Genomic DNA, 26564 nt, shown 5'->3' with positions numbered 1-26564 from the left:
GCAGAGCGGCTTGCTCTCATTTTAATAGCTGATTGCGCAATCATGACAGGCTTTGTAGGCAGTATTTCACATGAATTGAGAAAACCTGTGGCGCGCTCAATAGTTCTCGCGCAAGTAGATCAGCGGACTCCTGTAAATACCAAAGGTGGCACGACCTCCGATATTGGGGCCAAACCAGGGGCGGTTGGCAGCGCTGGCTGCACTGGACGCGGGACCTACACAGGTATTTCCCGCGGGGGTAGCCGTCACATTTACCGCGAGGTCCACACTGCCGGAATTGGTGGTACCTGGACGCGTGAGGATCAGCCCACCCGGGATGCGCCCGTTGGCAAGGGTCTGCGTCCCGGTAGGAGTGATCTGGGTTTCACACGCTTGCAGGTTGCCGGTGAAGTTGGACATCACGATGCTGTTCATGGGCAAGGTGGTGCAGCTGTCATCGGCATTGACTACATAGAAATTGCCATTCCAGTACTGAGCCTCCAGCGGGACCGGCAAGGCCAGAAGTTCCGAACCGTAAGCGTTCTGCATGCGCAAGCGGCCGTAGCGCAGGCGCACATTGGAGCCCACCGCCGTTGTGGCACTTGCAGGCACTTCACCGTCGGTAGGCGCGGCACTGACGGTCAGCAGGGTATCGGCGGTCGGGTTCGTCGGGCGGCTCACTTGATGACGCGCCACGATGGAGGCCACACCATTGGTCCATGTGCCAGTGGGGGCGGTCGCGCTGGTCTGCAGCGCAGAACCGGCCGGCAAGGTCGCGGCCGTGAAGCCATAGTTGCCGTAGGCCGTCGTCACAAACTTGGCAAACACGCCACGGTAGTTTTGGGTCGTGCCATTGCTGGTGTTCTGCGCGGTCATGGTGAAGTTGGTCCCGAACCCGTCTTGGCCAAAATACGTGAACGCAGTGGCGGTCGCGGAACAAAACGGGACCACCGCAGGCGACGAGATGGTGAAGTGATCGGGATAAAACCGCCCCAATGACACCGTTGTCCTGTTCCCCACCGCGCAGCCATATTTCCCACCACTGAGGCTGTCGGACAGGTTGTTGCCATTGGTGGTGTCCGTCACGCAATCGCCCTGCGCAGCATCCACCGCGGTTAGGGCGTCGTCACGGTAAGCGCCAGCAGCCAAATAGAGATACCCCACCTCGGAATAGGTGGAACTGCCCACCGTCACGTTGGCCGTCACCGTGCTGGCCGACAAGGTGCCCACCACGCCCCCAGCGGCCTGGGTACTGGCCTGGGTCGTGGTTTGGGCGCTGAGCTTTCCGGTATCCAGCACAAGACTCCCGGTGTAAGTCGCGGGCGTTGTGGTTGCCAGCAAGGTGAAATTGGCACCTGCGCGGATGGCAGGGGTAGCCGAGGTGGATGGTGCGGCGGCGGTGGCGGACGTGACCAAGGTGGCGGCACTGGGGCGCACCGAAAACTGGTCGGACGAACACGCGGGCGCCACCGCCGTGAAACTGCCACAGCTGCTGTCGGTGCACTCGCGGACACGGCAACGGAGTTTGGCGTAGGTGGCGGCCACGTTGAAGTTTCCTGACAATGCGCGGCCGGCAGACCCCGAGTAGGTGCCCGATGTGAAGGACACCGTCTGGCTGGCCACAGGACTGCTGTACGCCGAACACGCAGGTGCAGGTGTGGCCGAGTCATTGAACAGCTCAACCCGCACATGCTTGGTATTGCCGCCCGCGGCCACGTAGTTGCTTTCCAGCGTGCCATCCGCCTTGAGGGCGGCAATGTCCATGCTGAAGTTCACGCCCGCGCGCTTGGTATAGAGCGGTTTGCGCGCGCTTGGGCTCCAGGGGGCATTGGTACCTGTCTCCAGGCAATCAAAAGCACTGGCGTCGGACGATCCGCCAGGGTCGTTCATGTAGGTGGCACAAATGCTGATGTTGGCCAGTTCGTGGACGTTGGTGGAGCCGCCCGTTCCGCCGGTGAACGACACCAACCAGTTGGCTGGCACCGCAGCCTGCAGGCTGTTGGTGCCACGCGCATCGAAGGTGGGGATCACGGTGGTGTAACTACCGCCCGTTCCCGTGGTATCGCGCTGTACCGTCACATAGGCGTTGACGTTGTTGGTGTTGTCAATGGTGATCCGGTATTTCTGCAGCGATGCCGAGTTGTTGGAATTGGTCCAAATCTCGGGTGCCAATACGCCGCTGTTGGCCAGCAGGCGGTACCCCGTGGTTCCCGAGCCGCTACCGCGCACGGACACGCTATCAGCATAAAACCCTGCGGCAACTGCTGCGCCCGCAGGCGGCGTCCACCCGGTGGGGTAGCCGAGACGCCCTTCCGTGGAGTTGGGGAAGTTGCCAAACTCGTCAATGCCCACGCCCAGCCAGCCTCCAGCGTACCCGTTGGTCGCATTTTTTTGCGCGTACCCCAAAGAACCGCCGTTGCCACCAGGCGCTGGTGCCACGCTGGCATCCGAGAACACTACCCCCACACCATCGGCGCCGTTGCCGCCATAGGCATAGTGGTCAAACTGCACAACAATTTTGTTGCCAGCACCCGGAAACCATTTTTTAAGCTGCACAAGCGTAGCTTGGTTGCCGCCCGCGGTGGTCAGGCGCAAGCGCTTTTGCCCGGACACGTCCACCACCTGAGGCAAGTAACTTCCGCCAATAGTCACCGGGTTCCAGAGGCTGTTGTTGAGGGAACCGCTGGCAAAGTCATCCACGATGCAGGTCTGCGATGCGGTGCAAGTGCGCACTTGGGTCAGCCGCGTCTCAATCTGGCTTTGGGTCTGGGCCCCTGTAAAAAAGGCCACTTCATCCACATTGCCCCGAAAGTGAAAGGCCGCGGTCTGCCCTTCACCGGAGGCTGCCGTTTCACCGCCGATGGCAGCCATGCCTGTGCCATCAGACCAAGTGCCCGAATACAGGGAGCTGGCCTTGGCCAGCTGCGTACCCGTATTGCTATAGACATACACCGTGATGGTCTTGCTCACCGTATTCACGGTGGCGGCCACAAAGTACCAGGTGTTGGCATTGATGACGGCGGGCGTGTCAATCGCGAACGCACCCGCGTTGGGATTGGTTCCACCAGTCACGGCGCCCGAGTTGGCCGTGCTGCGGTTAAAAAACCGCAGCCTTCCAGAACCACCATCGCCCAGGCTAATGGCCCAGCCGTTCTGGTTATCGTCGCGCACAAAAATACGCTGACCACTGGCGGATACATCGGTAGACCGAATCCAGGCCGTCACACTGAAGCCGTTGGTGAGCACCGGCATGGAGGGCAACTCCACATAGGTGTAGGTGCGCACCGTGCCAGAGGTGGTGTCGAACTCGCCATACCGGCAAGTGGACTGGCTGGCATTGGTGTAGGCAGGGCTGCCGCCCGCAGTGCTGGCCACTGGCGTGGAACCATTGGAAATCTTGGCCGTCCCATGCGCGCCATTCCCGCTACTGTCTTTCACCTCGCCCGCCGTGCCGTTCCACGAAGCCTCATCCATGCGGTATTCGGCGATGATTTGCGAGGTACACGCAGGCGGCATGGCAAAGCTGCTGTTGTTGGTGACACAGCTGTTGCCACAGGTAGCACCGCAGCACACACTGTTGACACTGGATTGGTAGTTCAGCGTAATGGACGCAGAACCTGACGATTTGACGCAGGCACCGGCCACCGTTTCATTGGCCATCGTGATCGCCCCCGTGGTGCTCACCACCGAACCAGTCACTTCTGCCTTGAACTGCACATTGATCGCACCAGCGCCGCCCACCACTGAGCCCCCCACGGTGGTTTCGTTCTCAAGGGTCACCGTGCCATTGGTGGACACAGAGCCCGTCACTTCGGATCGGTACTTGATCAACACCGCGCCACTGGTGCTCACCACCGAGCCGCCAATTTGCGCCTCATTGCCCATGGTGATGGAGCCACTGCCAGAAGTGACCGTACCAGCCACGGTGGTTTTGTAGCCCAGCAACACATTGCCGCTCGTTGCGGTCACATCTCCGCCAAACTTAACCTCGCCGCCGGTGTCGTTCACGACCCCTGCGGTGACATTGGCATTCACCTCCGCGCGGTAACCGGTGGTGATGGTGCCGCTGACATTGATGGTGAGATTCCCGGGGGCCCCCGAGCTATTGATCTTGGCGTTGTCAGTGGAAAAGTTGCCGTTAATGGAGATAGTCGCCGGTCGCGGCGTGTTGATGGTGATGGTGTCGTTGTTTCCCAATGTCAACGCACTGCAGGTGTAGCTGGGGCCTGAACCGCTGCAACCGGCAGGCAAGGTGCCGGGAAACACATAGTTGGCCGCATGCAGCTGGGTGGCTGCGGCCAACAGTCCTAGCACCAAAACCCGCGCAATCGCATACATCATGTTCATCGTTAAAACTCCACAGACGCCGACACACTACGCTCTACTGCGGCAGCACCCGCCCCTTGGCTGGCGCGCGAAACCACACGGTAAATGGGCACGTTGTTAACGCCTGCGTCCGAGTACACGGAGGACGTGCAATTGACCTCGACGGTAAAGCCATCGAGCACAAAATTTCGCGGGTTGGGTGCGGGGCAAACCGTCGGGTTGGCCTTCAGGCTGGCCAGCCCCCAACCCAAGCCCGCGCGAGCGGCCCAGTAGGCCCGCGAGCCCTGCACGTCTTGCGCTGAAGTGAGCTGTTGGGTGTTGGAAAAGGACAGCATAAAAGCGCCCAAAGCCGCCAGCCCCACTACCAAAAACACGGCGGCTACTGCGGCAAAACCTTGTTGGAATATGGGTGGGCGTGTCATGGCGAGTTGTTCACGTGTACCTCGTGGTACAGGCGCACGGGTTCGTTGTTGGAGCTGAGGTTGAGTTGGATCTGCACCAGACCATTGCGCAGCAAATCACTGCCGTTGTACACAAACGTACAGCTTTCCACATTGGTGGCCAACACCGGCCCTGTTGTTGGGCAGGCACTAACAAAGCTGCCAGTGATGACCGTGCGGCGCAGGTTGCCGCCCGTGCACACATATGCCACCACCTGTTCTTCCAGAGGAATCACATGGAAGCGTGTACTACCCGACTCCAGGGGAAACTGTTTGGCAGCAATGCTAATGGTGGTCTCCGCTCCATCAGTAACGCCGGTTACCGCCGCAGTATTGTTGCCCAAATAGGCACTGGCCCCGGCAATGCCTAGGTTGTAAACGGCAATGGTGTCCCCGATCTGAATTTGCTGGTCTGCGGGGGACAGGCTGTTTTGGCCCAACATATTGAAAGTAGTGTCGGCTACAGCAAAATTGAGGCTGGTGTTGTCACCGGCCACCGTTTCGGCGGTCCGGTAGCGGCCTCCGGTACGGGTAGGAATGAACTCCAGGCACTGGGGATTGGGAGTGCGTACGCTGTTGGGCAAGGCTTTGCGCACATCCCGCGACATACGGCGTACCGCCGTGTCGGCCGTGTCCGTCAGCGCGGCCCGGCGGCTGCTGTCCAAATAGGCGTCTATGGGGCTGCGCATGAACACGGCCACCACCGCGCCAATCACACCCATGATCACGATCACCATGACCAATTCCACCAGCGTGAAGCCACGCTGGCGCAGGGGTGTTGTACGTGAGGATTGCCGCATGTTCAGTAATTCGCCCGGTAGCCAGCCAAGACCACACTCTCGCCCCTGGCAGTGATGGTGACAGTGACCACCACCCGCCGCGCCGCAACTCCCAACGTGGCCGTGCCGTCAATGACGGCCACCGTCAAGGTGTAGCCAGCCAGTTCGGGTGGCAGCCCAAACGCGGCCTGGGTCGCCCCGTTGAAGTCGTCCACATTGTCCCAATCGGGGCGGCCCGTCTCTCCTACATTGGTTCCGTCAGGGTCTGCATAGGCTTTTTGCAGCACCTCTTCCAGCACCGAGTCGGCCAGGGCGGCCGCCTGTTTGGTGAGCATGGGGTCAGCGCTGCCGCGCACGACCTGGTCCATGACCGACAAAATACCGGCCACGCCTGCACCGACCACCACGATAAAGATGATCAACTCAATCAGGGTGAAGCCCCGCTGGCGGAGCCTAGTCATGCACATAGCCGGTCACCTCTTCCACGGTGATGGTGCGCCCCGCGTTTACCACCGTCATGGTACGCACTGCGGGCGCCACACTGGCGGGCCGCGACTGGCCCAGCCCGTCGAACGAAAAGCCGGTAGGCACAACCGTGAAAACCACATTCGCGGGCGCAGTCAACACCAGCTCGCCACGCGGACCGGGCACCGGCAGGGTGGGGTCGCAGACATTGCTGGCTTCTGCCGCAGCGCGGGTGAGTGAGACGGTGGTGGACGTGAACGCCACACACACTGTGCGGCGCTGGGCGATGGCTGTTTTTTGCGCAAAACGCAGGGTGGACAAGACCTGGTCGTGAAACCCCCGGGCCTCAAAGTCATTGCGGTTGAACACCCGTGGCGCTGCGAACACGGCAAGCACACCCAGCATCACCAACACCATGACCAGCTCGATCAGGGTAAAGCCACCATAAAAAGCAAAACGCGAGGGTTTCATGAAGAAATCCTCGCGTTGCATAGTTGAGTTGCCACAAACACTTGGTCACATACGCAGCTTCTGGTAGCGACGAAGTAGTTACACCAAATTAGTTTCCTGCAGCAATCACTTCAAATGTGACGGGCGTGGTTGGGGTGAAACCGGATAGAGCCAATGTACATGTCATTGAAGTCCCGTTCGTTGTGGAGGCCGTACCAGTGGTCACACTGTACCCAGTAGGCCAGACTCCGCCACTCAGAGCAGCTTTGATATCGTCACAATCATTGACCACTTTGCATTTTGCTGGCGCACTAGCCGCTGTGGAAATAGAGCACCCACCGTAGTTAATGGCGGAAGCAGACGCAGCAGCACCAGCAACACCCTTCATGGATGCCTCTTGCGCGTCACTCTTCAAATCCACAAACTTCGGAATCGCAACCGCGGCCAGCACGCCCAAAATCACGATCACCATCACCAACTCAATCAGCGTAAAGCCGCGTTGTACTTGTTTCATGTTGTCCGCCTTTCGTGTGAAAAATCTTGCAGCCCAAGCGACCTGCCGGGCTCCCAACGTCATCTTGATCGTTGCATGACGGATTAATTCTAGGGCAATGAACTATTGTTGTGGATGAAGTTTGCAGGCTAAGTATGTGAGTTAACTCACAATTTCCCTGTATTTGTCGCGTTTGCAATCCCGTCCGCAACCTCAGTCCACAGGCTGCCCCATCCAGACATAGGATTCCTGGGCCGTGATCTGCAGCGGACCTTCGGTCGAGCCCACGCGAAACCACATCGACACGGCTCCCACTGGGGACTGCAACCAAGCGGTCTCGGTAGGGCGGTACCCAATGCAGCGGCACACAGGGTCAAACACCCAGCTACCACCGGGCAAGACTGCCAATGCCTCAGGGCCTGCAAGGCCGGCATAGTTGGGCGGAGACTGCTGTAGTGCATCAAAGGGATTGCGTTGTGCTGGCACCACAACCCCACCCTCTGGACGGGCCTTGGCGACCTTGGACTCCAGGTGAGCCACCACCAGCGCGGTGCGCAAGGCGCCCAGGGTGCCTTTGATCTGGGCCAACTCGGCCTGACCACGCAACTCACGCGCTTGGTACGCCAACACCATGCCCAAGACCAGCACCAACACCACCATCGCGCCCCATTCGGTGAGGCGCGCATTCCATACCGGCGCGGGCTGGGCTGCGGGGCGCAATACGGCCACGGCCTAGCCGCCGCCCCGGCCCATGGCGGCCTGGCCCATGTTCCACAGTGGCAAAAACACCCCCAAAGCCAGCAACAGCACCAAGACTCCGATGACGGCCAGCAATATCGGCTCGATCGAGGCAGACAGGCCCTTGATGTTGTAGTCAGTGTCGCGCTCGTACATGGCGGCAATTTCAAACAGCAGGTTATCCAGCTCGCCGGTTTCCTCGCCCACATTGATCATCTGCAGCACCACCGGCGTGAACACCCCAGTGGCCGCTGCGCAACGGGAGATGCTCTCGCCGCGCTCGATGCCGTCACGCATCTGCTCGATACGGCTGCCAATGAAGGCGTTGTCCACCGTTTGCGCCACCACAGTGAGTGCCTGCACCAGCGGCACCCCACTCTGGCTGGACAGCGCGAAGCTGCGTGCAAAGCGGGCCAAGGTGGCCTTGAGAATGATGTCGCCCACAATGGGCAGCTTGAGTTTGCGGGAGTCCCAGCGGTAGCGCCCTTCAGGGGTACGCAAGTAGGCGCGTACGGCAACCACGGCACCCACTGTCAGCGCCAACAGCAAAGGCCACCAGGCAATCATCCAGCTGGAAAACGCGAGTAGGCCACGTGTGATGAGAGGAAGCTGGGTGTTGAAGCCCGCAAACACCTTGGCAAACACCGGAATCACAAAGATGTTCAGGATCACGATGGCAATAACCATGGCGATCATCACAAACATGGGGTAGCGCACGGCCTGCTTGATGCGCTCGCGAACATCGCGCTCAAACTCCATGTGCTCGGTCAGGCGCAGAAACACCTCGGTCAAGCGGCCTGTCATCTCGCCCACACGGATCATGGAGATGTAGAACCCGCCAAATAGCGCGCTATGCCGAGCCAGCGATGCCGACAGTTCGCGCCCCTGGTCCAGACTGGCGCGGATGTCCTTGAGCATGTCCACCATCGCCGGTTTTGTGGCGGAGGCCTCCAGTCCGGCAAAGGCGCGCAGGATGGGCACCCCCGCCTTGTTGAGCGTGTACATCTGGCGCGAGAAGATCAGCAAGTCTTCCACCACCACCGGTTTGCGGTTGAGCCATGCCAGCGCAGAACCGCTGGTTTTTTCTTCTTTGGCCTCGGCCAGTGCGATATGCACGGGCGAGACCCCGATGGACAGGAGCTGGTCCGCCACGCCGCCCTCTGTCATAGCTTCGAGCTGGCCGTTGACGGCCTCGCCCCGGTTGTTGCGGCCACGCCAGGCGTAGAGGGCCATGCTCAGCTACCCAGTGTGGTTTCGTCGTCGTCCGCATCAAAACCGATGCGCAAGGCTTCGGCCAGGGACGTACGACCTTGGCGCACCAACTCCAGCGCGTGGTGGGCCATGGTGTGGCCTTGCATGCGCTCGCGTGCGGTGCGCATGAAGCTGGCGGGGTCGGAATGCGAGGCAGCATGGGTGAGCACGGCGTCCATCTCCAGCAGCTCGTAGACCCCCTGGCGCCCAGCGTATCCCGTGCCATTGCAAGCAGAGCAGCCCAGTCCGCGCTTGGGCGTGAGCGTGGTGCCAGGCTCCAGCGTGGCGTCCAGCCACGACTGTTCTTGTGGCGTGGGCGTGTGGGGTGCCGAACACTCGGAGCAGTTGACCCGCACCAGACGCTGGGCAATCACCGCCTGCAGGGAAGTCGCCACCATGAAGGGCGGCACGCCCATGTCCAGCAAACGGAACGGCGTGCTGATGGCATCGCGCGTGTGCAAGGTGGAGAGCACCAGGTGCCCGGTGATGGCGGCACGCAAACCGATCTCGGCCGTCTCCGCATCGCGCATTTCACCCACCAGGATCACGTCAGGGTCCTGGCGCAGACAGGCGCGCAGCACGCGGGCAAAGGTCAGCTCGATTTTGTCGTTCACCTGCACCTGGGTAATGGCGGGCAATCGGTACTCCACCGGGTCTTCCACGGTAATAACCTTGAGCTCGGCGGCGTTGATTTCGGCCAGTGCGGCGTACAGCGTGGTGGTTTTGCCCGAGCCCGTGGGGCCGGTCACCAGCACCATGCCCGAGGTGCGCGCCAGCACCTCCCGAAAGCGCTTGAGCATGTCGGGTGGCATGCCAATGCTGTCGAGGCGGCGCATGCCCGCCCCCTGGTTGAGCAAGCGCATGACCGCCGACTCGCCATAGGTGGTGGGCAGCGTGGAGAGGCGCACATCGATGGTGTTGTCTTTCAGGCGCACGCTGAAACGGCCGTCCTGCGGCAGGCGCTTCTCGGAAATATCCAGCCCCGCCATGAGCTTAAGGCGCTGGGCCAGCGCACCGCCAATGCGTTTGTCGGCCTGGGTCTGGGTTTGCAGCACGCCGTCCACGCGCACGCGGATTTGCAGAAACCCCTCTTGCGGCTCAATGTGCACGTCCGACGCGCCGACTTGCATGGCGTCTTCGAACAGCGACTGCAGCAGGCGCACCACGGGCGCCCCTTCGGTGCCGACAGTGGCCGTCAGCTCGCCAAAGTCCACCGCATCGCCCAGGTCTTTTTCCAGGGCGCGGGCCAGGCCCGTGATTTCTTCGGTGCGACGGTACAGGCGGTCAAAGGCCAGGGCCAGCTGGCTCTCGGGCACCGCGGCAATGCCAATATTGCGCTTAAGCAGCCGGGTCAGCTCGTCGTAGGCAAACAGATCTAGCGGGTCGCCCAGCGCCACCAGCAGCATGTCGCCCTTGTCCTCCAGCACGAGCGCCCGAAAGCGCCGCGCAGCCGACTCAGGCAGCAACTTGACCACATCCGCCCGGAAGGGGAAGGTCTTGAGGTTGACGAAGGGAATGCGAAGCTGGCGTGCCAAGCCGTTAGCCAGCAGCTCTTCAGTGATGACACCTGTTTCAATTAGCAAGCGCCCCACCTTCTTGCCGGTGGTGCGCTGCAGCTCCAGGGTTTGCTGGAGCTGCTCTTGGGAAATCAGGCGTTGCTGGACCAGCACATCGCCCAGACGCAGTTTTTCAGGACGACCTGAGGGGGGGCGCGGGCCGTCGGTCGCACCGGGCGCTGCCGTTGCCATGTTCATGCGCTATTCCTTTTGCGGTTTGCAAAAATAATAGCACGCGAGGTCCTTCAGGTGGCGTTGTGCGCTGCAGGCAAAGCCGCTGGCGCAGCGTTGCTGGCGGGGCTGATGGTGTTGCCGTCCACCGTCACCCGCGCACCGACTGCGGCCGGGCTGCTTTGCTCGACGCGGCGCAAAGATCCGTCCTCCATGCGGATGGCCACTTGGTAGACGGTTTCTTTCTTCATGTTTTTCTCGACCGCATTGCCCGCAATGCCGCCGCCAAAAATGCCGGCGATGGTGGCCAGGGTCTTGCCACTGCCACCGCCCACCTGGTTGCCGAGCACGCCACCCAAAACTGCCCCCACCGCCGCACCAGCACCACTGGGTGCCGCTTCACGCTGGATGGGGGTCACGGTTTCCACCGTGCCACAGCTGCTGCACACCAGCTTGGGCGCCACTTGGGGCGCCGCAGCCACGGGTTCCCACGACTGGTCACGCCCAGGCAGGCTGTCGGCCACCACAGGCTCCACCACGGCAGGCGGTGTTTTTGCTATTGTTTTAGGAGCTACTTGCGCAGATTTTACGGGCGCTTTGGCTACTTTTTGCACTTTTTCAGGGGTAGGTGTAGCCACCTTGGCGGGCGCTGCTTGGACCGCTGGCAACTCGGGGACTGGCTGTGCCGCCGCTGCGACTGCGGGGGGCTGCGGCACAGCGGGCGCCGCAACGTCGGCATTGCGATAGTTCACCTGCACCAACGCGGCCCCCAGGGCCAGCGTGGTCGCCCCCAAGGCGCCGACCGACGCCCACAGAAAACGGTTGCTAGACACACCGGCCGCCGGTACGGCGCCGGGCAAGGACATGGCACTGCTCATACATCTCTCCTTTGGCAAGGGGCGGAATCGCCCCTTCAAGCCTGGGTCGCCTTACAACGACCAAGGCCTGCCAAAGGTACACAGCGCAGTACTCGCCACCGTGTCTGAGTTGTAACGCTGGGTAAAGATGGGGCTGGCCCAACACCCGGCGGGGGCCGGTGTTTACAAATTGGGCGCCAGCAGGCGCTCCAGATCGGCCTGGTTGAGCTGGCGGCGTTTGGCCAGGTCCTGCACCTGGTCTTCGCCAATCTTGCCCACGTTGAAATAGGTGGCGTCCGGGTGGCCGATGTAGAAGCCGCTCACGCTGGCCGCCGGGGTCATGGCCAGGCTTTCGGTCACAGCCATGCCAATTTCCTCGCACTGCAGCAGTGCAAACATGTCTTTCTTGACACTGTGGTCCGGGCAGGCCGGGTAACCGGGCGCGGGGCGGATGCCTTGGTACTTCTCGGCAATCAGCTCTTCGTTGCTCAGCGCTTCGTTGGCCGCGTAGCCCCACAGGTCCAGGCGAACGCGTTGGTGCAGGCATTCGGCAAAAGCTTCAGCCAGGCGGTCGGCAATCGACTTGAGCATGATGGCGGAGTAGTCGTCCAAGTCGTCGAGGAAGTACTTTTCTTTCTTGTCCACGCCAATGCCCGCGGTCACCGCAAACAGGCCAGCGTAGTCCGCCTTCACCCCCTTGGGCGCCACAAAGTCTGCCAGGCAGCGGCTGGGGCGCATCACGCCGTCGATCTCTTGCTTCTCGGTCTGCTGGCGCAGGCCGTACCAGGTCATGGCAACTTCGCTGCGGGTCTCGTCCGTATAAAACTCGATGTCGTCGTCGTTCACCGTATTGGCAGGGTACAGGGCCACCACAGCGTTGGCCGTGAGCCAACGGCCTTCGATCAGGCGCTTGAGCATGCGCTGACCGTCAGCGTACACGCGCACAGCCTCGGTACCCACCACCTCGTCCTTCAGGATGGCTGGGAACGGGCCGGCCAGGTCCCAAGTCTGGAAGAAAGGCCCCCAGTCGATGTACTTGGCCAGCTCGCCCAGATCAAAGTTCTTGAAGACGCGGCGGCCGATGAACTTCGGTGTCGTGGGCTGGTGCGCGGCCCAGTTGATCGGCGTCTTGTTGGCGCGGGCCTTGGCCAGCGGCCACATGGGCGTCTGCTTTTTATTGGCGTGCTGATGGCGTACCTTGTCGTAGTCGGCGTTGAGTTCGTCGATGTACTTGGCGGCTTGCTCGCTCAGCAGGCTTTGGGCCACGCTGACGCTGCGGGACGCGTCAGGCACGTAGACCACCGGGCCTTCGTAGTTGGGTGCAATCTTGACCGCGGTGTGCACCCGGCTGCAGGTCGCGCCGCCGATCAGCAGCGGGATGTTCCGACTGCGGAAGTAGTCGTCCTTCTGCATCTCGCCTGCCACGTACTGCATCTCTTCCAGGCTGGGCGTGATCAGGCCGGAGAGGCCAATGATGTCCGCGCCCTCTTCCTTGGCTTTGGCCAGGATTTCGTGGCAGGGCACCATGACGCCCATGTTCACCACGTCAAAGTTGTTGCATTGCAAGACAACAGTGACGATATTTTTTCCGATGTCGTGCACATCGCCCTTCACCGTCGCAATCACGATCTTGCCTTTGGCTTTGGCCTCGCCACCGGCCTCGACCATCGCAGCCTTTTCGGCCTCGATATATGGCAGCAGGTGCGCCACGGCGCTCTTCATCACGCGTGCGCTCTTCACCACCTGCGGCAGGAACATCTTGCCCTGGCCAAACAGGTCGCCCACCACGTTCATGCCGTCCATGAGCGGGCCTTCAATCACGTGCAGCGGACGGCCACCCTTGGCCAGAATCTCGCGGTAGGCCTCTTCCGTATCCTGCGTGATGAAGTCGGTGATGCCATGCACCAGCGCATGGGAAAGGCGTGCGTGCACCGAGGCAGGCGCCTCGGGCGTGCCACGCCATTCCAGTTTTTTGCTTTCGTCTTTGGCGCCGCTCTTGGCAGTTTCGGCAATCTCCACCAAGCGCTCGCCCGCATCGGGGCGGCGGTTCAGCACCACGTCTTCCACGCGCTCGCGCAGCGCGGGCTCCAGATCGTCGTACACCCCCACCATGCCCGCATTCACGATGCCCATGTCCATGCCCGCCTGGATGGCGTGGTACAGGAACACCGTGTGGATGGCCTCGCGCACCGGGTCGTTGCCGCGGAAGCTGAAGGACACGTTGGACACGCCACCGCTTACCTTGGCACCGGGCAGGTTCTGCTTGATCCAGCGGGTGGCCTCGATGAAGTCCACCGCGTAGTTGTTGTGCTCTTCAATGCCGGTGGCAATGGCGAAGATGTTGGGGTCAAAGATGATGTCTTCGGGCGGGAAATCCACCTCGTCCACCAGGATGCGGTAGGCGCGCTCGCAGATCTCGATCTTGCGCGCGTAGGTGTCGGCCTGGCCTTTTTCGTCAAAGGCCATGACCACCGCAGCCGCGCCATAACGGCGCAAGAGTTTGGCCTGGCGCTTGAATTCGTCCAGGCCCTCTTTCATGCTGATGGAGTTCACCACCGCCTTGCCTTGCACACAGCGCAGGCCGGCCTCGATCACGCTCCACTTGGAGCTGTCGATCATGATGGGCACGCGGGAGATGTCGGGCTCGGATGCGATCAGGTTCAGGAAACGCACCATGGCCGCCTGGCTGTCGAGCATGGCCTCGTCCATGTTGATGTCGATGATCTGCGCGCCGTTTTCCACCTGCTGGCGGGCTACGGCCAAGGCCTCTTCAAACTGCCCGTTCAGAATCATGCGGGCGAAGGCCTTGGAGCCGGTGACGTTGGTGCGCTCACCCACGTTGACGAACAGGCTGTTGCTGTCAATGGTGATGGGTTCGAGCCCTGACAGCAGCATGGGCGCTACAGTATTAGGAGCTGCTGGCGCAGTATTAGCGGTAGCTTGAGGCATAAATAACCTAAAAATCAGAGTTCGGCGGTTTACACCGCAACCCATGCGCCCGTGCGCTGGGAGGCAAACAGCGCGTCGATGATGCGCATGTTCTGGATAGCGTCGTCGACGCCGTATTGCAAGGGCTGCTCGCCACGGATGGCCAGCGAGAAGGCATCGCCCTCCAGGCTGTACTGGTCGCAGGCCGCAAAGGTTTCCACCACTGCAGCGCGGCCGCCCAGCACCTTGCCATCGTCCACAAAAATGCGGGTTTCCTGACCCTGAGGCGCGTTGAAGGGGATCTCGATCTCCACACGCTTTTCAGTGCCAATGGCGTGCACGCGCTGGTAAGGCGTGGTCTGCATGGACACCGTGAAATCCAAGCGGCGCCCTTGGCCAAAGTCCAGCAGCGCGCTGAAGCTGCGGTCCACGCCAAAGTCCGGGTCCATGTCGGCCAGCGCCATCACACGCACTGGCTCGGCGTCAAACAGGAAACGCCCCGCCACGATGGGGTAGCAGCCGATGTCCATCAGCGCGCCGCCGCCCTTGGACGCATCGTTGCGGATGTTGGTCGCATTGCGGTTGAAGTACGAGAACCACGCCTGTACCGTGCGCAGCTCGCCCAGCGCCCCCCTTTGCACCAGCTCGCGCGTGCGCATCCATTGCGGGTGGAAGCGCACCATGAAGGCTTCCATGATGTGCACCTTGGCCGCCACTTCGCGCAACTGCGCAGCCTCGTTGGCGTTCAAGGCTATCGGCTTTTCACACAGCACATGCTTGCCTGCGCGCGCGGCCGCCAGCGTCAGCGGCACGTGCAGGTCGTTGGGCAGAGGGTTATAGATCGCCTCGATCGCCGGGTCGGCCAACAATTCTTCGTAGGAACCATAGGCCTTGGGAATGCCCAGCTTGTCCGCCGCCGCGCGTGCAGATGGCAGCGAGCGCGAGGCGATGGCTTGCACATCACACCACTGGCTGCGCATCAGCGCGGGGGTGACTTTCTCCATGCCGATCTTGGCGGTGCTCAGCACGCCCCAGCTAACTTTTTTCATGGTGATGTCCTTGCCTCAAGCGGCTTCTTTGTAGAAGAAATGGCGTTGCACGCTGCGCGTGGCAATCGGGTTCACCGCATGGGCGATGGCGCCAATGTGGTCGGGCGTAGTGCCGCAGCAGCCGCCCACGATGTTGACCAGCCCCTCTTCGGCAAACTCGCGCACCAGACGACTGGTCACATCGGGGGTTTCGTCAAAGCCGGTGTCGCTCATGGGGTTGGGCAGGCCGGCGTTGGGGTAGCAGCTAATGAAGGTGTCGGTCGCCACCTTGTTCAGCTCCTGGATATAGGGGCGCATCAGCGCCGCACCCAGCGCGCAGTTCAGGCCGATGGCCAGGGGTTGCGCATGGCGCACGCTGTGCCAGAAGGCGGTCACGGTCTGGCCGCTCAGAATGCGGCCAGACGCATCGGTCACGGTGCCGCTGATGAGGATGGGCAGGCGCTCGCCGCTGGCTTCAAAGTACTCGTCCACCGCAAACAGCGCGGCCTTGGCGTTGAGCGTGTCAAAAATGGTTTCCACCAGAATCACGTCGGCCCCGCCCTCCACCAGCGCCTTGGTCTGGTCGTAGTAGGCGGCCCGCAGTTCTTCAAAGGTGACGTTGCGCGCGCCGGGGTCGTTCACGTCGGGGCTGATGCTGGCGGTCTTGGGTGTGGGGCCGAGGGCGCCGCACACAAAGCGGGGCTTGTCGGGCGTGCTGTACTTGTCACAAGCGGCGCGGGCCAACTTGGCAGACACGTAATTCATCTCGATCGCCAAGTCGGCCATGTCGTAATCGGCCTGAGCCACGGTGGTGGCGCCGAAGGTGTTGGTCTCGATCATGTCCGCACCGGCGGCCAAATAGGCCTCGTGGATGTCGGTGATCACGTCCGGGCGTGTCAGGCTCAGCAGCTCGTTGTTGCCTTTGACGTCTTTGGGAAAGTCTTTGAACCGATCGCCCTGGCCGCCGGGGCCACTGTAGCCCTCGCCGCGGTACTGGGCTTCACCCAGCTTGAAGCGCTGGATCATGGTGCCCATGGCGCCATCCAGAATGGCGATGCGGCTGGCGAGAATGCCGGGAAGGGTTTGGGCGCGGGTGTAGGTGATGGGCTTCATTCGGCGGCTCACTGTGTGGGTTTCAACAAGTGAGCGCGGTTGGAGTCCCCAAGCCTGACCGGAGGCCTGCCTGTCTGAAGGCAGGCGCCAGCTGCAGCGCCCCTTGGGAAGGGCCGATTTTAGTTCACAAAGTGCCCGGCGTGCCGGGAGCCAGAGAAAGCAGGACCTGGTCCAGCGGCACGGGGAAACCCACCGCATAGCCTTGTGCGTAATGCACGCCAAATCCGCGCAACACATCGAGGATGGCCGGGTTCTCGACAAACTCAGCCACGGTCTGCTTACCCATGAGGCAGCCAATCTCGTGGATGGACTTGACCATGGCCAGGCTGACCGCATCGGTGGCGATGTCACGCACAAACTGGCCGTCGATCTTGAGCACATCCACCGGCAGGTTGCGCAAGTAGGCAAAGGACGACAAGCCGCTGCCAAAGTCATCCAGCGAGAGCTTGCAGCCCAGTTGGCGCAGTGTGTCGATAAAGTCCTGGGCGGCGTGCAGGTTGCCAATCGCGGCGGTTTCGGTGATCTCGAAGCACAGCTTGTGACACGGCATGGGGGTGGTGGCCAGCGCCTCCAGCACAAAGGCCATGAACTGGGTGTCGCCCAGCGACTGGCCCGATAGGTTGATGGAACACTGCTCGATCTGGTCCTGGTGCTGCACCATCCACGCCAGCGCCTGGCGTACCACCCAGCGGTCCACCCGTGCGGCCAGGTGGTAACGCTCCACCGCGGGCATGAATTCACCCGGCAACACCAGCCCACCATGTTCATCATGCATGCGCAGCAAAAACTCGCAGTGCAAGCCGCGCACGGCCCCCTCCCCAATGGGCACAATGGGCTGGGCATAGAGCACAAAACGGTCATTGCGCAATGCGTTTTCAATGCGGCTGACCCACTCCATCACACCATAGCGCCGGGCCAGTGCCGGGTCATCGGTGGCATACACGTGGATGCGGCCGCGACCGGCGTCCTTGGCGACATAACACGCGCTGTCAGCCGCCTGCAGCAGCGCGCCCACACTTTCACTGCGGGCATCGAGCTGCACCATGCCAATGCTCACCCCCACACCAAAACTTTGGTCATGCCAGACAAAACGGTAGGCCGCCAGCGCCTGCTGCAGCTGCTCCGCCACGCGCATGGCCTGCGGCAGGCTGTGCGCGGTGAGCACCATGCCAAACTCGTCGCCACCCAGGCGGCACAAGTGGTCTTGCGGGCCCAGCACCTCCAAAAACAGCTGGGCCACCTGACACAGCAGCGCGTCACCCGCACTGTGGCCGCAGGTGTCGTTCACCACCTTGAACTCGTCCAAGTCCAGATAACACAGCACATGGGTCTCTGCCTGCTCGCGGGTACGTACAAAACACTGGGTCAGCGTGGCCTCAAAAGCACGGCGGTTGCCCAGTCCGGTCAACTCGTCGTGCGTGGCCTGAAACGCGATTTCCCGGCTCAGGCGGCGCTGCTCGGTCACATCGCGAAACACCAGCACGGCCCCCTGCACCACCCCGTCTGCATCGCGGATGGGGGACACCGCCGCCTCCACCAGTACACGGCCCCGCGCAAAGACCAGGTCCAGCTGCGGGTAACGCTGGGTCTGTCCCGCTGCCATGGCGCTGGCCACCACATCCAGACCGGGCGCCACCTCGGTGCCATCCAGGGGAAACACCAGCTGGTAGGGCTGACCGACGGTGGCCACCAGCGAGACCCCGGTCAGGGCCTCCGCCACCGGGTTGATGTAGAGCAGCTGCCCCTGGGCATTGGTGGTGATGACGGCGTCACTGATCGCGTGCAGGGTGACCTGCAAACGCTCTTTCTCTTGGTACAGAGCATCTTCGGCACGTTTCTGGCGCTCCAGAAAGCGCACCCGGTCCAGCGCCACGGCCACGTGTCCCGCCAATGCCTGCATAAAGTCCAGCTGCCAGTCCTGCGGCGGGCGCACGCCCTCTGTATCGCCAAAGGTGCCCATGCCCACAACCCCGAGCCGCTCACCGGCCAGCCACAGGGGCACATTCACGATGGTGCGGTTGTCCAGTTGCGCCACCACGGCCTTGTTGGTGCGCGGGTCGGTGCGGGCATCGTTCACCACCACCACGTGGTCGGCTGCCAGAATTTCTTCCAGCATGCGGTCCCCGGCAATCGGGATGTCCATGGTCTGGGCAATCTGGTGCCGATCGAGGTAGCGGGGATCCGACGTGAGTTGGCTGATCACAGACACAAAACCGGGCCGGTCTCCGACCAAGGCCAACCAAGTGTGGGCATATCCGAGCACCCCCTCCACCACAGGCGCCACCGCACCCAGAATATCGGGCAAGGTACGCGCGCGCTCCAGACGTTTGCACAGCTGCAGCAGTGCTTTGGTGGGGTGTTGCGCATCCAGCGCGCTCTGGGAGTCCATCATGGACGCTGAGTGTAGCCATGGCCATGCCCGACAATAGCCGTCCGGACCGCGAAAAACTGCGGCAGTGCCCACAAACTCACACTTTGGAAGTTTTAGGCCTCCAGACCTCATAGATACTGCGCGACTAGCTCCTGTTTTGATAGCAAATTCTCCCCCTCCTTGCGCTAGCCTGGATGCGTGCAACCGCATTTTGCGTACCGTCTTCGGCTACGACGCATTCCGTGGCCCGCAAGAGGCCATCGTGCAGCATGTGGCCGATGGAGGAGACGCGCTGGTGCTGATGCCCACTGGCGGCGGTAAAAGTCTGTGTTACCAGGTACCGGCCATCGTGCGCCAACAGGCAGGCCAGGGTGCCACGCTGGTCATTTCTCCGCTCATCGCGCTGATGCATGACCAGGTGGGTGCGCTGCACGAGGCCGGTGTGAGCGCCGCCTTCCTCAATTCCACGCTCAGCGGCGACGAGGCCTACCAGATCGAGCAGCAACTGCTGCGCGGAGAAATCACGCTGCTCTACGCCGCACCCGAACGGGTCAACAACGCGCGCTTTCTGGCGCTGCTGGATTCACTGTTCGAACGTGGCAAGCTCAGCCTGTTTGCCATTGACGAAGCCCATTGCGTGAGTCAGTGGGGCCATGACTTCCGGCCCGACTACCGCAATTTGACGGTGCTGCACGAGCGTTACCCGGGCATTCCGCGCATTGCCCTCACCGCCACCGCCGACGACCTGACGCGCGCCGACATCCTGGAACGGCTGCAGCTGGAGGACGCACGCGCCTTTGTCAGCAGCTTTGACCGACCCAACATCCGCTACACCATCGTCGAAAAGAAGGATTCCACCACCCAACTGCTGCGCTTCATCGAACGCGAACATGAAGGCGACGCCGGCATCGTCTACTGCCAAAGCCGCAAGAAAGTCGAAGACATGGCCCAGACGCTGGTGGACGCCGGCATCAAGGCCCTGCCCTACCACGCCGGGCTGGATGCCAAAGTGCGCCAGACCCACCAAGACCGCTTTCTGCGCGAAGAAGGCATCGTCATGGTGGCCACCATCGCCTTTGGCATGGGCATCGACAAGCCCGACGTGCGCTTTGTCGCCCACCGCGACATGCCCAAGAACATCGAAGGCTATTACCAAGAGACAGGGCGCGCCGGACGCGATGGCCTGGCCGCCGACGCCTGGATGGCCTACGGCCTGCAGGACGTGGTGAACCAGCGCCGCATGATTGATGAGAGCCCGGCCAGCGAAGAATTCAAACAGGTGATGCGTGGCAAGCTCGACGCCTTGTTAGGCTTGGCCGAGGCAACCGACTGCCGCCGGGTCCGGCTGCTGGGCTACTTTGGTGAGAAGAGCGAACCCTGCGGCAACTGCGACAACTGCCTGAACCCGCCTGCGGTGTGGGACGGCACGGACGCCGCCCGCAAGTTGCTGTCCACGATCTACCGGATCCAGCAGATGAGCGGCATGAGCTTTGGTGCCGGCCATCTAATGGACATTGTGCGCGGCAAGACCACGGAGAAGGTGTCCCAGTACAACCATGCCAGCTTGAGCACGTTCGGCCTGGGCTCCGATTTCTCGGAACTGCAGTTGCGTGGTGTGCTGCGCCAATTGATTGCCATGGGCGCTGTGGCGGTGCAGGGCGGCGAGTTCAACACGCTTCAGCTCACGGCCGAGTCACGCGGGGTGCTGAAAGGCGAGGTGCCGGTACTGTTGCGGGAATCGGTGTCGACCCCGGCCGACCGCAAGAGCCGGCGCAACCCACGCCTGGGGGCGGTGGTCAAGGCCCCGATCAACCTGGACAGCGAGGGGCTGCTGCGCTACTCGGCCCTGAAGGCTTGGCGTGCCGAGGTCGCCAAGGAGCACAACCTGCCAGCGTATGTGATCTTTCACGACGCCACACTGGCCGCTATTGCCCAGCGGGCACCCCAGAGCCTGGACGACCTGCAGGGCATCAGCGGCATTGGCGCCAAAAAGCTGGAAGCCTATGCCAGTGATGTTCTGCGGGTGGTGGCGCTGGAGTAAGGCCTGATGCGGCCCGGGCAAACCGCCCCGGGGGGAGAAACCGGCGGCTCAGTGGCGGTGGAAACCGCTCTCGTAGGCCATGGCAGCCCCGGACATGGTGTTTTGCAGGCGCTGGATGGCGCGCAAGTGGCGGGCCGAGCAGCTTGCGTCGGCCGCTTTGGCCCGGTGGTGCTGCACCAATGCCTGGAATTTGGCACGGCAGGCTTCCAAAGCGCCGGCAAAATTCAGAGCGATGTAGGCCGAATGGTCCGCATGGGTTTGGCGGAATTCGCCAGACCAGTAATCAAACAGCTGCCACTTGTAGGTGCCTTTTTCAGGCACTTGGATCGTGTCTCGGTGCATAGTTGCGACGCAAAGGGAAAGAAATAGACACCGATGCAGCCCCAGTGAGTCCAACGCGGGCTGCGGTTTGGCGTCCGCATGAGCCTTTCACGCACCAAGGAGGGGATCGGTTGACAGCCGATTCAAATAATTACAAATGGGTTACCAGAACGGTGCATCCCCGGAATGGGCAATCTGGTCGCAGAAACGCCCGCCTCAGTGCACAAACCCCATGGATCGGCGTTCACGCACCTCGGGTTTGAGCCGATGTTCGGCCTCCAACTGCTCCAGAAACTCCTCTGGCCCCAAGGCCACGCCCAAAATGTCGGCCTGGCGCCGTACCGCGGCCACGTCACCCAAACACAGCTGGTCCAACGCTGCCAAGCGGCCGGCCAGGGCTGCGGGCAACACCGCTTGTCCTGCACAGGCTTCGGCCAGGAACACCAACTCCCGCTGGGCATGGCTCAGGGGTAAAAACTCAATCTTGAAGGTAAAGCGGCGCAAAGCGGCTGGATCCAGCCGGCCCATCAAGTTGGTGGTACACATGAAAACTCCGCGGTAGCGCTCCATGCCCTGCAGCATTTCATTCACCTCGGTGACTTCGTAGTTGCGCTGGGCGCCCCGACGGTCCTGCAAGAAGCTGTCGGCTTCGTCCAGCAGCAGCACCGCGCCCTCGGATTCCGCTTCGCGGAACATGGCAGCCATGGACTGCTCGGTCTCCCCGATGTATTTGCTCAGCAAATCGCTGGCTTGGCGTACCAGCAAAGGCCGCCCCAAGGCTTGCGCCATATGCTCTGCCAGCGCTGTCTTGCCGCTGCCAGGCGGACCGTAGAAACACAGTGTCCCGTGGCCACGGGTTTTCAGGGCCTGCACCACGCGCTCAATGTCGTAACGGCTTTGCAAGTTCAGCAAGTCCAAGCGGTAGGCACTTAACGCGGTGGAAGTGGTTCTTGCTGGGGCCACAGTACCCAACGCCAAGTCGGCGTTTTTGAGCTGGCGCTCAATCAGGGCCTCCAGAGCCGGCCCCGCCATTTCCGTGTCGGCGGGGTTGCGGGCCAGCGTTGCAAAGCGGGCGGCCGTGCGAATTTGCGCGGGTGTCAGAGCTTTGCGGCTACTCAGGCGAGCAACAAAGCCCTCAGACACCGGGACATCGGCCAGGGTTTTGCGCACCAGTGCTTCACGGGCCCCGGGGGGCGGAGATTTCAGTTCCAAGTGGTAGGCAAACCTGCGGCGAAAGGCCGGGTCAATCTGCTCTATGCGGTTGGTCACCCACAGCGTGGGCACGGCGTTGGACTCCAACACCTGGTTCACCCACGCCTTGCCACTCACGCTGCCACTGGCCGGGGCAGCCGATGCGTCAGCCCGCGCAATCAGGTGCGCAGCTTCGCTGGAGAGGGGGGGGAACACGTCCTCCACCTCGTCAAACAACAGTGCCGCCTGTGCACTGCCTTTCAGGAACACCTGGGCGATCTGCAAGGAACGGTAGCGGTCCCGCCCACTGAGTGAATTGCCGTCCCGGTCGGCATACTCGACTTCAAACAGCTCCAAGCCCGCGTGTTGGGCCACCACTTTGGCAAGCTCGGTCTTGCCAGTCCCGGGGGGGCCATACAACAGGACGTTGATACCGACTTCTTTGCGCGCCACTGCATGGGCCAGCAGGCTGCAGAGCACCGCGGCGTCTTCGGCCACAAAGCTGAAATCCTGCATACCCAGCTGACTTTTGGTAGCCAAACGGGTGAACACAGCCATCAATTCGGCCTGATCACGGTACTGGCGCATCAGCACGGGCGGCAGCTTTTCGCTCACCTTCATGAGGTCAGCCAGGTCGGTGATGTTGTGCTCGGAGATCAGGTTTTCCACCAGCCCGATACGCTCCAGGCGCGAGCCGGCGCGCAATGCCTCTCGCAGCTCCTGTGCGCTGACCCCCGCCACTTCGGCAATTGCGGCATAGGCCTCGGGCGCATTGTTGACCTTGAACTCCACCAAAATACTGCGCATGTCGCGCTGGTAGCGGGCTAGCGTGCCGTAGAGCAGGAGCGCGCGCTCCGCCTTGTTGAGCTGCAAGAGCCTGGCCAGCGCATCGATGTTTTTCTCCACCAGAGTGGATTGCTTTTTGAGCGCATGGCGCAGCCACTCCCCGGTGACCGAAAGCACCGAAATCAGGTCTTTGGGCTGATCCTTGGCGTATTCGTCCAGAAAAAAGAACAGGGTCGCCTCGTCGTAGGGGCCACACCATTGGCCATATCGCGCCAAAAACTCCGATGCCTCGAGCGCCTCGTGGCCGCGCCAGAGCTCGTTACCCTGGCAGCGCCGGGCCAGAAACTCACGCAAGCGGCCCAGCACCGACACAGGCCAGACCAGATGCCGCCCGGCCAAGCCGACGACTCCATTGAAATCGCGACGCACATTGAAATTGGCCCCCTGGCGTGCCGCCAAGGTGAGCACAAAGTGGGAGCACATCAGGTCCAGCACCGGCGCCTCTTGCAGGCCCGGTGAGGGAATGAGGTGTCCACCCAAGGCGTGGAACAACGTACGCTTGACCATTCAAACGCCTCCAGCACAGTGAGGTGCTGAAATGACGATAGCGCAGTCCGGGCCAAGATGGAAGTCACGCGTCCAGATTTCCATAAAGCAGGCCCAAGTCTTACCCGCAGACTTCGAAACCGGATGGGTGTGGGTAAAATTCCCGTTTTCCAATCGAAGAACCCAAGGATCTACCATGTCCGCACCTGACAACCACTCCGACAACCAAGCCACCGACCCCGTGGATGCAGTGGTGCCCTTGATGCCCATCGTGTTGCCCATCGTGGGTGGCGTGTTGATGTTCCTGCTGGCATTCATTGCCGTGTCCATGGCCTAAACACAATCCGACCCGCGCGACGCCCTAGCCGGCTCTACCTGCGCGGGTCAAAAACAGGTTGTCGGGCACGTTCGCTGCCCCGCCTTTGGATCTCACTGCGCTAAGTAGCGCCTATCTCCCCTCTTTCCCGACCTTCCCCGCTTTGTGTCGCACCGCCTGCGCGTCTTGGTACTTGCGCAACATTCCTCGCGACCATACTCAACCGCATCACGAAAAGTCAGCACGTAGATGGCATTTTGTAATGTTTTTTATGCATAATTTTTCGATGTAATCACGCCGTAACTTCGGTACCAGTTCTTAGAATTCACGAGAAGCGCTTGGTTTGCGGGCCTCCCCTGCCCAAGCCGTCTTCTCAAAGTTGTTGGCAACCGGGCCCGCGCCTCTCCCGATTTTGAAAAGACGATTTCAAACTTAGGAGCTTTTCCATGAACGCACCCGTGATGCAGGGCCTCACCCTCAACACCCCCAGTTACGTCAAAAACGCAAGGCTGATTGCCTGGGTCGCCGATATGGTGGCGCTGTGCAAACCCAAAAATGTCTATTGGTGTGATGGCTCCGACGAGGAATACCAGCGCCTGTGCCAGCAATTGGTCGACGCTGGCACCTTCAAAAAGCTCAACCCCGCCAAACGCCCCAACAGCTTCTTGGCCTGCTCCGATCCCAGCGACGTAGCCCGCGTGGAAGACCGCACCTATATCTGCTCCGAGAAAAAAGAAAACGCCGGCCCCACCAACAATTGGATGGCCCCGGCGGAAATGCGTACCCTGCTGCAAACCGGCAAGGACGGAGATAAAGCGCTGTTCGATGGCTGCATGGCCGGCCGCACCATGTATGTGGTGCCTTTCTCCATGGGGCCCCTGGGCTCCCACATCGCCCACATTGGCATCGAGCTGTCCGACAGCGCTTATGTGGCAGTCAACCAGCGCATCATGACGCGCATGGGCAAAGCCGTGTTCGACGTCATCGGCGTGGACGGTCCCTTTGTGCCCTGTGTGCACACCGTCGGCGCCCCCTTGGCCGAAGGTCAGGCCGATGTGAAGTGGCCTTGCAACAAGACCAAATACATCGTTCACTACCCCGAAACCCGTGAAATCTGGTCCTACGGTTCCGGCTACGGCGGCAACGCATTGTTGGGCAAGAAGTGCTTTGCGCTGCGCATTGCGTCCAATATGGGCCGTGACCAAGGTTGGCTGGCCGAGCACATGCTGATCCTGGGTGTGACCAATCCCGCAGGCAAGAAATACCATGTGGCAGCCGCCTTCCCCAGCGCCTGCGGCAAAACTAACTTCTCCATGTTGGTGCCACCCACCGGCTTTGAAGGCTGGAAGGTCACCACGATCGGTGATGACATTGCCTGGATCAAACCCGGTGCCGACGGCAAGCTCTACGCGATCAATCCCGAAGCCGGGTACTTCGGCGTGGCGCCGGGTACCAACTTCCACACGAACCCCAACTGCATGGCCAGCTTAGACAAGAACGTGATCTTCACGAATGTCGCCCTGACCGATGACGGTGACGTGTGGTGGGAAGGCATGGAAAAAGACACCGGCGGCATGCCAGATCACCTAATTGATTGGCAAGGCAAGGACTGGACGCCCGCAATCGCCAAGGAAACTGGCGCAAAAGCCGCACATCCCAACGCACGCTTTACCGTGGCCGCCGGCAACAACCCTGCGCTGGACAGCCAATGGGACGACGCCAATGGCGTGGCGATTGATGCCTTCATTTTCGGTGGCCGCCGCTCGACCACCGTGCCCCTGGTTACCGAGGCCCGCAACTGGACCGAAGGTGTGTACATGGCTGCCACCATGGGCTCCGAGACCACGGCCGCGGCCGTCGGCCAACAAGGCGTGGTGCGCCGCGACCCTTTCGCCATGTTGCCGTTCATGGGCTACAACATGAGCGACTACTTCCAGCACTGGCTCAACATGGGCGACAAGTTGGCCAAGTCGGGCGCCAAACAACCCAAGATTTTCACCACCAACTGGTTCCGCAAGGGCGACGACGGCAAGTTCGTCTGGCCCGGCTACGGCGAAAACATGCGCGTGCTGAAGTGGATGATTGACCGCCTGGAAGGCCAAGCCACTGGCGTGGAAACCGGCTTTGGTGTTGCACCCCAGTACAGTGAAATCAACTGGACTGGCCTGGATTTCAGCCAAGCCCAATTCGACTCGGTGACCAGCCTGAACAAGGACGACTGGAAGGCCGAGATTGCCCTGCACACCGAGCTATTCACCCAGCTCGCCTACCACTTGCCGAAGGAACTCGAAGAGACCAAATCCCAGCTGGCGCAGCGCTTGGCTGCCTGAAGGGCACAACAAAAGAAGGCCCAGCCACCCCGACCTGGCCCGTCAATGTAAAAAGCCACCGAACCGGTGGCTTTTTCGTTGGGGGGAG

Annotated in this window: 19 protein-coding genes and 1 riboswitch; of the genes, 3 read left to right on the top strand and 16 right to left on the bottom strand. The window is 61.6% G+C overall.

Features of this window, described 5'->3' with window-relative positions:
• Positions 1-96 precede the first annotated feature (96 nt).
• From CHU94_RS03795 to CHU94_RS03730, 14 genes are all read right to left on the bottom strand, one after another.
• Complete coding sequence (locus CHU94_RS03795; protein WP_094476920.1) at positions 97-4326, bottom strand: DUF6701 domain-containing protein; 4230 nt, start codon at positions 4324-4326, stop codon at positions 97-99.
• Between the two features lie 2 nt (positions 4327-4328).
• Positions 4329-4727: a hypothetical protein gene (locus CHU94_RS03790; protein WP_094476918.1), complete on the bottom strand. Its 399-nt coding sequence runs from the start codon at positions 4725-4727 to the stop codon at positions 4329-4331.
• Complete coding sequence (locus tag CHU94_RS03785; protein ID WP_094476916.1) at positions 4724-5545, bottom strand: prepilin-type N-terminal cleavage/methylation domain-containing protein; 822 nt, start codon at positions 5543-5545, stop codon at positions 4724-4726. Before CHU94_RS03785 ends, CHU94_RS03790 begins: the two co-directional genes overlap by 4 nt.
• A 2-nt stretch (positions 5546-5547) precedes the next feature.
• A complete protein-coding gene (locus CHU94_RS03780; RefSeq protein ID WP_176451917.1) occupies positions 5548-5985 on the bottom strand; it encodes a prepilin-type N-terminal cleavage/methylation domain-containing protein in 438 nt (145 codons plus the stop codon).
• Entirely contained in the window at positions 5978-6460 is a 483-nt protein-coding gene (locus tag CHU94_RS19645) for a type II secretion system protein (protein ID WP_176451916.1), read from the bottom strand. The genes CHU94_RS03780 and CHU94_RS19645 overlap by 8 nt, the downstream gene beginning before the upstream one ends.
• A gap of 88 nt (positions 6461-6548) precedes the next feature.
• Positions 6549-6953 carry a type II secretion system protein gene (locus tag CHU94_RS03770; protein ID WP_094477087.1) on the bottom strand — a complete coding sequence of 135 codons (405 nt, stop codon included), beginning with the start codon at positions 6951-6953 and terminating at the stop codon, positions 6549-6551.
• 192 nt (positions 6954-7145) lie between these two features.
• Positions 7146-7661, bottom strand: coding sequence for a hypothetical protein (locus CHU94_RS03765; RefSeq protein WP_141211374.1), 516 nt, complete (start codon positions 7659-7661; stop codon positions 7146-7148).
• Positions 7662-7664: 3 nt separating this feature from the next.
• Complete coding sequence (locus CHU94_RS03760) at positions 7665-8903, bottom strand: type II secretion system F family protein (RefSeq protein WP_094476910.1); 1239 nt, start codon at positions 8901-8903, stop codon at positions 7665-7667.
• Positions 8904-8905: 2 nt separating this feature from the next.
• Positions 8906-10675, bottom strand: coding sequence for a GspE/PulE family protein (locus CHU94_RS03755; RefSeq protein WP_303396084.1), 1770 nt, complete (start codon positions 10673-10675; stop codon positions 8906-8908).
• A 47-nt stretch (positions 10676-10722) separates the two neighbouring features.
• Positions 10723-11526 (bottom strand): hypothetical protein, encoded by an 804-nt coding sequence (locus tag CHU94_RS03750; protein WP_094476908.1) that lies wholly within the window; start codon positions 11524-11526, stop codon positions 10723-10725.
• Between the two features lie 162 nt (positions 11527-11688).
• Positions 11689-14454, bottom strand: a complete 2766-nt coding sequence (gene metH, locus CHU94_RS03745; protein ID WP_094476906.1) for a methionine synthase — start codon at positions 14452-14454, stop codon at positions 11689-11691.
• 29 nt (positions 14455-14483) lie between these two features.
• Complete coding sequence (locus CHU94_RS03740) at positions 14484-15482, bottom strand: Gfo/Idh/MocA family protein (protein ID WP_094476904.1); 999 nt, start codon at positions 15480-15482, stop codon at positions 14484-14486.
• A gap of 15 nt (positions 15483-15497) precedes the next feature.
• Positions 15498-16574 (bottom strand): homocysteine S-methyltransferase family protein, encoded by a 1077-nt coding sequence (locus tag CHU94_RS03735; protein ID WP_094476902.1) that lies wholly within the window; start codon positions 16572-16574, stop codon positions 15498-15500.
• A gap of 24 nt (positions 16575-16598) precedes the next feature.
• Positions 16599-16685: riboswitch (S-adenosyl-L-homocysteine riboswitch) on the bottom strand.
• A gap of 13 nt (positions 16686-16698) precedes the next feature.
• On the bottom strand, positions 16699-18963 hold the full coding sequence (locus CHU94_RS03730) for an EAL domain-containing protein (RefSeq protein ID WP_094477083.1): 2265 nt from the start codon (positions 18961-18963) through the stop codon (positions 16699-16701).
• 139 nt (positions 18964-19102) lie between these two features.
• Here CHU94_RS03730 and recQ point away from each other — a divergent pair, with 139 nt between their 5' ends.
• Entirely contained in the window at positions 19103-20986 is a 1884-nt protein-coding gene (recQ, locus tag CHU94_RS03725) for a DNA helicase RecQ (protein ID WP_255033817.1), read from the top strand.
• A 48-nt stretch (positions 20987-21034) separates the two neighbouring features.
• Here the strand turns inward: recQ and CHU94_RS03720 are convergent, their stop codons facing one another.
• Together CHU94_RS03720 and CHU94_RS03715 are read right to left on the bottom strand one after the other, a co-directional pair.
• On the bottom strand, positions 21035-21328 hold the full coding sequence (locus CHU94_RS03720) for a hypothetical protein (RefSeq protein ID WP_094476900.1): 294 nt from the start codon (positions 21326-21328) through the stop codon (positions 21035-21037).
• A 195-nt stretch (positions 21329-21523) separates the two neighbouring features.
• The gene (locus CHU94_RS03715; RefSeq protein ID WP_094476898.1) at positions 21524-23851 is read right to left on the bottom strand and encodes an ATP-binding protein; all 2328 of its coding nucleotides are present in this window, start codon (positions 23849-23851) and stop codon (positions 21524-21526) included.
• Positions 23852-24026: 175 nt separating this feature from the next.
• On the opposite strand from CHU94_RS03715, the gene CHU94_RS19190 reads away from it, so the two are divergent.
• Together CHU94_RS19190 and CHU94_RS03710 are read left to right on the top strand one after the other, a co-directional pair.
• Positions 24027-24167 carry a hypothetical protein gene (locus tag CHU94_RS19190; protein ID WP_176451915.1) on the top strand — a complete coding sequence of 47 codons (141 nt, stop codon included), beginning with the start codon at positions 24027-24029 and terminating at the stop codon, positions 24165-24167.
• Between the two features lie 425 nt (positions 24168-24592).
• On the top strand, positions 24593-26476 hold the full coding sequence (locus CHU94_RS03710; protein WP_094476896.1) for a phosphoenolpyruvate carboxykinase (GTP): 1884 nt from the start codon (positions 24593-24595) through the stop codon (positions 26474-26476).
• The last annotated feature ends 88 nt before the right edge of the window (positions 26477-26564 follow it).

This window comes from Rhodoferax sp. TH121 (assembly GCF_002251855.1).
Taxonomy (GTDB): domain Bacteria; phylum Pseudomonadota; class Gammaproteobacteria; order Burkholderiales; family Burkholderiaceae_C; genus Allorhodoferax.
The sequence above is the reverse complement of the archived record's forward strand: the minus strand, read 5'-3'. Positions and strand labels throughout refer to the sequence as shown.

Bases quoted from the DNA above. Each gene is read 5' to 3' on its own strand.
- CHU94_RS03795 (WP_094476920.1), bottom strand. From the start codon at position 4,326: ATGAACATGATGTATGCGATTGCGCGGGTTTTGGTGCTAGGACTGTTG.
- CHU94_RS03790 (WP_094476918.1), bottom strand. From the start codon at position 4,727: ATGACACGCCCACCCATATTCCAACAAGGTTTTGCCGCAGTAGCCGCC.
- CHU94_RS03785 (WP_094476916.1), bottom strand. From the start codon at position 5,545: ATGCGGCAATCCTCACGTACAACACCCCTGCGCCAGCGTGGCTTCACG.
- CHU94_RS03780 (WP_176451917.1), bottom strand. From the start codon at position 5,985: ATGACTAGGCTCCGCCAGCGGGGCTTCACCCTGATTGAGTTGATCATC.
- CHU94_RS19645 (WP_176451916.1), bottom strand. From the start codon at position 6,460: ATGAAACCCTCGCGTTTTGCTTTTTATGGTGGCTTTACCCTGATCGAG.
- CHU94_RS03770 (WP_094477087.1), bottom strand. From the start codon at position 6,953: ATGAAACAAGTACAACGCGGCTTTACGCTGATTGAGTTGGTGATGGTG.
- CHU94_RS03760 (WP_094476910.1), bottom strand. From the start codon at position 8,903: ATGGCCCTCTACGCCTGGCGTGGCCGCAACAACCGGGGCGAGGCCGTC.
- CHU94_RS03755 (WP_303396084.1), bottom strand. From the start codon at position 10,675: ATGAACATGGCAACGGCAGCGCCCGGTGCGACCGACGGCCCGCGCCCC.
- CHU94_RS03750 (WP_094476908.1), bottom strand. From the start codon at position 11,526: ATGAGCAGTGCCATGTCCTTGCCCGGCGCCGTACCGGCGGCCGGTGTG.
- metH (WP_094476906.1), bottom strand. From the start codon at position 14,454: ATGCCTCAAGCTACCGCTAATACTGCGCCAGCAGCTCCTAATACTGTA.
- CHU94_RS03740 (WP_094476904.1), bottom strand. From the start codon at position 15,482: ATGAAAAAAGTTAGCTGGGGCGTGCTGAGCACCGCCAAGATCGGCATG.
- CHU94_RS03735 (WP_094476902.1), bottom strand. From the start codon at position 16,574: ATGAAGCCCATCACCTACACCCGCGCCCAAACCCTTCCCGGCATTCTC.
- CHU94_RS03730 (WP_094477083.1), bottom strand. From the start codon at position 18,963: ATGGACTCCCAGAGCGCGCTGGATGCGCAACACCCCACCAAAGCACTG.
- CHU94_RS03720 (WP_094476900.1), bottom strand. From the start codon at position 21,328: ATGCACCGAGACACGATCCAAGTGCCTGAAAAAGGCACCTACAAGTGG.
- CHU94_RS03715 (WP_094476898.1), bottom strand. From the start codon at position 23,851: ATGGTCAAGCGTACGTTGTTCCACGCCTTGGGTGGACACCTCATTCCC.
- CHU94_RS19190 (WP_176451915.1), top strand. From the start codon at position 24,027: ATGTCCGCACCTGACAACCACTCCGACAACCAAGCCACCGACCCCGTG.
- CHU94_RS03710 (WP_094476896.1), top strand. From the start codon at position 24,593: ATGAACGCACCCGTGATGCAGGGCCTCACCCTCAACACCCCCAGTTAC.